4 protein-coding genes are annotated in these 5698 nt (G+C 43.6%); 3 read left to right on the plus strand and 1 reads right to left on the minus strand.

Annotation, left to right across the window (positions count from 1 at the left end; translation table 11 throughout):
- Positions 1-245 precede the first annotated feature (245 nt).
- From ACJ751_RS17605 to ACJ751_RS17615, 3 genes are all read left to right on the plus strand, one after another.
- On the plus strand, positions 246-2072 hold the full coding sequence (locus ACJ751_RS17605) for a M1 family metallopeptidase (RefSeq protein WP_407746834.1): 1827 nt from the start codon (positions 246-248) through the stop codon (positions 2070-2072).
- Positions 2073-2135: 63 nt separating this feature from the next.
- Positions 2136-3467: an NRAMP family divalent metal transporter gene (locus ACJ751_RS17610; RefSeq protein WP_407746835.1), complete on the plus strand. Its 1332-nt coding sequence runs from the start codon at positions 2136-2138 to the stop codon at positions 3465-3467.
- 162 nt (positions 3468-3629) lie between these two features.
- Entirely contained in the window at positions 3630-5114 is a 1485-nt protein-coding gene (locus ACJ751_RS17615) for a glycosyltransferase family 39 protein (protein WP_407746836.1), read from the plus strand.
- A gap of 2 nt (positions 5115-5116) precedes the next feature.
- Here ACJ751_RS17615 and ACJ751_RS17620 read toward each other — a convergent pair.
- The coding region (locus tag ACJ751_RS17620) for a putative oxidoreductase C-terminal domain-containing protein (RefSeq protein WP_407746837.1) at positions 5117-5698 on the minus strand (582 nt) is incomplete at its 5' end.

Genomic DNA, 5698 nt, shown 5'->3' on the forward strand with positions numbered 1-5698 from the left:
AGGTGAACAGGTTTTGTTGCAGTACTATTTTTGCTTTAACTGCTGGCTTATTGGTGCGGTGACGAAGAATGGAGATTGGTGTCATTCGGTTTAACAAGGTACAAAGTTAACAAATTTTGAATAGGACCGTAACCCCCATAGACAGCAGCTCCCATTAAAATACCTTAAAATTTATTCAGGCGGTTATTACAGTTATCGCTTTTTCATTTACTTTACCGTTCATTTTACATTTTTAGTAATTAAATATGATCCGATTCTTTATCGTCTTTGCTTCCTTATTCCTGGCATTGCAGTCCGGTGCGCAAACCCTCACCATGCCTGCCGAAATACAAAAAGCCTACGCAAATGGCACCCGGTCTGTAAATGGTAAACCGGGCCAAAAATACTGGCAGAATCATGGCCGTTATACTATTTCTTTAACGGTAATGCCGCCAGACAGCACTGTTAGCGGGAAAGAAGAAATTGTGTATTTTAACAACAGCCCCGATACGCTGAGAAGCCTGAACATGAAATTGATAATGAATGCACATCAGGCCAGCGGCAAGCTCAAGGTTGACGAGATAGTGATCCGGGAAAACAAAGTGGCATGGGATAACAGCAAGGCTACCACTACCAATCAACTGGTTGATCTGTCAGCGCCCTTAATGCCCCACGATTCAATAAAGCTTAACATTACCTGGCATTATGATCTTTCGTTCAGGGCAGGGCGTGAAGGAATAATCGATTCCACCAGTTTTTATATCGCTTATTTTTATCCCCGGGTGGCTGTTTATGACGATTACAAAGGCTGGGATACCCAGCCCCATTTGGGCTCCCTGGAGTTTTATAATGATTTTAATGACTATACGGTAAATGTAACTGTACCTGCAAATTTCATGGTATGGGCTACCGGCACGTTGCAGAATCCAGCAGAAGTATTACAACCTGCCATTGCGGAACGCCTGCAGCAGTCCATGACAAGCGATTCCACCATACACGTTGTTACCGGGCAGGATTGGAGCAATAAAAAGGTCACCGCTCAAAATGCCACCAATACGTGGAAATGGGCGGCCAATAATATCAGCGATATTGCCCTCGGTATCAGCGATCATTACGACTGGGATGCCGCAAGCGTTGTTGTTGCCAAAAAACGGCGGGTAAGCATGCAGGCTGCCTTCGCGGATTCGTCAGTCGATTTTCATCATTCCGTACAGTTCGGCAGATATTCGTTAGCCTGGTTTTCGAAGAACTGGCCGGGCATTCCTTATCCCTATCCCAAATCAAACGTGTTCCAGGGATTTGCAGATATGGAATACCCGATGATGATCAATGACTCCCACACCTCAGACCTCGGTTTTGCCCAATTGGTACAGGATCATGAACAGGCGCATACTTATTTTCCCTTTTACATGGGCACCAACGAAAGTTATTATGCATTTATGGACGAAGGCTGGGCAACCACTTTTGAATACCTGATCGGCCTTTCCGAGAAAGGCCAGACAGCCGCTGATGATTTCTATAAAAAATTCCGGGTTACCCGCTGGAGCCTGGGTCCGCATGCAAAAGAGAATCCCATCATTACCCCCAGCCCCGATGTTACCTTTGGCAATGGCAATAATGCCTATGGCAAACCATCGCTTAGTTATCTTGCATTAAAAGACCTGCTGGGCGATAAACGGTTTAAGAAGGCGCTGCACAACTATATGAATAGCTGGAATGGCAAACATCCTATTCCCTGGGATTATTTCTATTCCATGGAAAAGGGTTCTAAAAAGAAGCTGGATTGGTTCTTTTATAACTGGTTCTTCACGCCCGGTTACATTGATCTTGCGCTGGACAAAGTGGACAAAACTTCGAAAGGATATACCCTGAATATTAAAAACATGGGTGGATTTGCCGTTCCTTTTAATGTGATCGCGACCTATGATGACGGGTCAACTGAAAGCTTTCATCAAACCCCCATAGTTTGGAAGCATAACCCCAAAGAGACCACCCTACCTATTAAAACCGCAAAACAGATCAAATCCCTGAAACTGGATGGCGGCATTTTTATGGATGCCAACGAAAAAGATAATGCCTGGACTGCGAATTAGGATGCCTGGCATGTAAATTAATGCAATTATGAAAGCATTAAACAAGCATGCTAAATAAAAACGATGGGCAGGTCATCCGGGTTTCTGGCAAAAACGAAGAAAATATTGAAGGTGTTGGGTCCCGGGTTAATTACCGGGGCCAGTGACGACGACCCTTCAGGTATTGCCACCTATTCCCAGGCAGGGGCCCAGTTTGGGTTAAAAACGCTTTGGACGGCATTGATAACCTTTCCGCTTATGGCCGGCATCCAGGAAATGTGCGCCCGCATAGGATTGGTAACAACGGTTGGCCTCACTACTACGTTAAAGAGACACTATCCGAAATGGCTTTTGTACCTGATGATGGTGTTCAGTATCCCTGCAATCATCCTGAACATTGGCGCTGACATTGCGGGCATGGGGGCGGTGGCAAATCTTATTTTCCCCTCTATTAAACCAATGGTTTTCAGTGTCGCTTTTACCCTGATCCTGTTCATACTGATCGTATTTCTGCCCTATGAAAAAATAGTGACCTTTTTGAAATACCTGTGTCTTTCGATGTTCTTATACATTGCTGTTCCATTTTTTACTCATCCGGATTGGACGCAAGTTCTTCGGAATACGTTCATTCCAACCCTCAGGTTCGATAAAGATTTTATTGAAATACTGGTAGCCATCCTCGGCACCACTATTTCCCCTTACTTATTCTTCTGGCAGGTAACCATGGAGGCCGAAGATGTTAAACATGCAAATGCAAAGCAACTGATCCTTGCACGAAGAAAATTGATTAGACCAAATGGTAAGGAACACCCTGACAAGCGGGAACAAAGTTTTGTCATTCGATTGATCAAAAAAATGCAGCTCGATGTTAATTCCGGGATGCTTTTATCTTCGATAGTAATGTTCTTTATCATTCTGGCAACCGGAACTGCGTTAAATCTCCATGGCATAAAACATATAGACACGGTTGAACAAGCCGCAAAAGCCCTGGAACCGGTGGCAGGGAAAGCCTCCTATTTGTTGTTTGCATTAGGTGTAATAGGAACGGGCATGTTGGCCATTCCTGTTTTAACAGGTTCTCTTTCCTATATTGTGGCCGAAACATTTGGCTGGCGGGCAAGCCTGAATAAAAAATACTGGCAGGCCAAAAGGTTTTACTTTGTTATTTTAGTTTCCTTACTGGCGGGTCTTTCGATCAATTACATTGGCCTTAGCCCAATAAAGGCGCTGTTTTATACGGCAATCTTATACGGCCTTACCTGCCCCATCCTTATTGCCATCGTGCTGCATATCGGCAATAATAAAAAAATAATGAACCAGTATACAAATAGCACGCTATCGAATACATTGGGATTTTTAACATTGATTATAATGACTGCAGCGGCCGCTTCCCTGATCTACTTTCAGTTTGTCTGAAAAGCATACGACCAGCCGCACTTCAAATTCCCTTCAGTATTGTACTTTTACTTTAAAGGCTCGTTTCCTTGATATTCCGAGGCTTGCATTAAAAGCGTAATGGATCACCGGCATGGTTTTTTAAATCATGCTATTTAATTATTTAACCATTCGTAGCAAGTTTTGAATAACCTAAGCAAATACTTCGTTGCTGAAAGAATTGGAAAAAAGGAATGGATTATCGGCTCCATACTGTTATTTCTTTTTATTGTAAGATCATTCCTGGTTTTTGATATGGGGTTGATGCCCCAGGACGCTTATTATTTTTTCTACAGTGAACACCTCGACCTCTCCTATTTTGACCATCCATCCGGTATAGCCTGGGTATTATGGCTATTCACTTCCCTGCTGGGAAAAAAAGTGTTTGTAGTAAAGCTGGCGGCCACCCTCGTTACGTTTTGCACACAGGCAGCATTTGTTATCCTGGCCACCTGCTTTATGAACGTCAAAGGGGTTGTACAGGCAACTATATTGTTGTTCTCTACGATACTGATCTCGGTAGTATCGCTTATTGCCACACCAGATGTTCCGTTGTTACTTTTCTGGACGCTTTCCATAATAGCCTTATACCAGGCCATCTTCCAAAACAAAAAGGGCTATTGGTTATTGGCCGGCGTTTTAATGGGACTGGCGTTCAACAGCAAGTATACGGCCGTGTTCCTGCCCGCAGGTTTATTGATGTATCTTGTTTTATCGCCTGAGCACCGGAAGTTATTGAGGTCTTACTGGCCATATCTCAGTTTATTGCTTTTTGCCATCATGACAATGCCCGTTATAATCTGGAATTATAACCACGACTTTGCCTCCATCAAATTCCAGTCTGTTAACAGGGCCGCGGAAGCCAGCAGTGATTATTTTAACATCACGAATATTCTTGGTGTGATAGGCCATCAGGCATTTTTGCTGGTTCCAGTATTGATGTTTGCCTTGTTCTGGATGTTACGATCGATGTATAAAAAATACCGGCTCAAATTAAGTACGATCCCGGCACAACAATTATTTCTATTCTCTTTCTTTGCACCCATTTTCATTGGGTTTTTATTCATTGCTGTTTTCTATTGGGTAAAAATAAACTGGATGATGCCGGCTTATATCACAGGGATCATCCTGGCCAGTATGTATATAAAACCCAAATGGGTACAATACCAACTAATTGCTTCCCTTGTCATTCATTTCGCGATGGCGGTAGAAATTATCTTTTACCCATTTGAGGTGAAATCAGATGATACCTGGGTTGGCTGGGACCAGCTGGCTGACAATGTAAAAGAGATCAAGAAGGGCCATCCTGATTATTTTATATTCTCTGCAGACGATTATAAAACCTCGGCCGTGCTGAACTTCTATTTCGATGAAATGGTGTACAGCAAAAATATTATTGGTGAACCCGCCTTACAATTCGACTATGTAAACACCGATCTTCAAACGCTGCAGAACAGGAATGCCATTTTCATCGATTCACATCCTGATCTTTCTCCCTGTGGAACCTACCCGCCCGTTTTAAATAAATACTTTACACAGATCACCCCTTTACCACCCATCCTGGTGAAAAAAGGCGGAAAGGTCGTCAGGGCGTTTTGTGTATATGTATGCATGAAATACAAGCCATAAACTTATGGATGATCCTTCCCCGCTAATTGCAGGGCGCTTGTTGTGATGAAGTATTTGGCCAGCATATTGGGAACCTCCCATGCGGGCATGTTCTTATTTTTCAGGTATTGCAGAAAGTTTTGGGTAACCCGGGCAAAATGCTCTTCGTGCCCTTCGGTGTATGCAGAGGTAACAACCTGCCAGCCGGTTGTTGATTGCACCAGTTCCACCCCCGGGTATTTTGCCTGGATCTTTTTAAACGCTTCGGTAGGATTGACATTTTTATCTACCGGTTCAATATACAGCACAGGTTTATATTTTTCGGCAGCGCCCTGTTTTATCACAAGCCGCGCTTTGGAACCCTTCATCAGGGCATAGTAATTATCGCCACCTGCCGGCGCCTGGTAATCCCACAGTGCTACTGTTTTTGCATGAACGCCTTTGATGGTGTAGTTGATCTCTCCATTATAGAAGATCTTTAGCAGCGTATCATTAACGGCGCTGCCTTTTAAATAGGCGGGGAAAGCAGCTGCTTTTGTCAGCGTTTTGAATTGATTCAGGCTTAGATCGGTTGTCCAGTGTTTGGCAGAATCAAGCTGAATATC

The organism is Niastella sp., assembly GCF_045805085.1.
Lineage (GTDB): Bacteria > Bacteroidota > Bacteroidia > Chitinophagales > Chitinophagaceae > Niastella.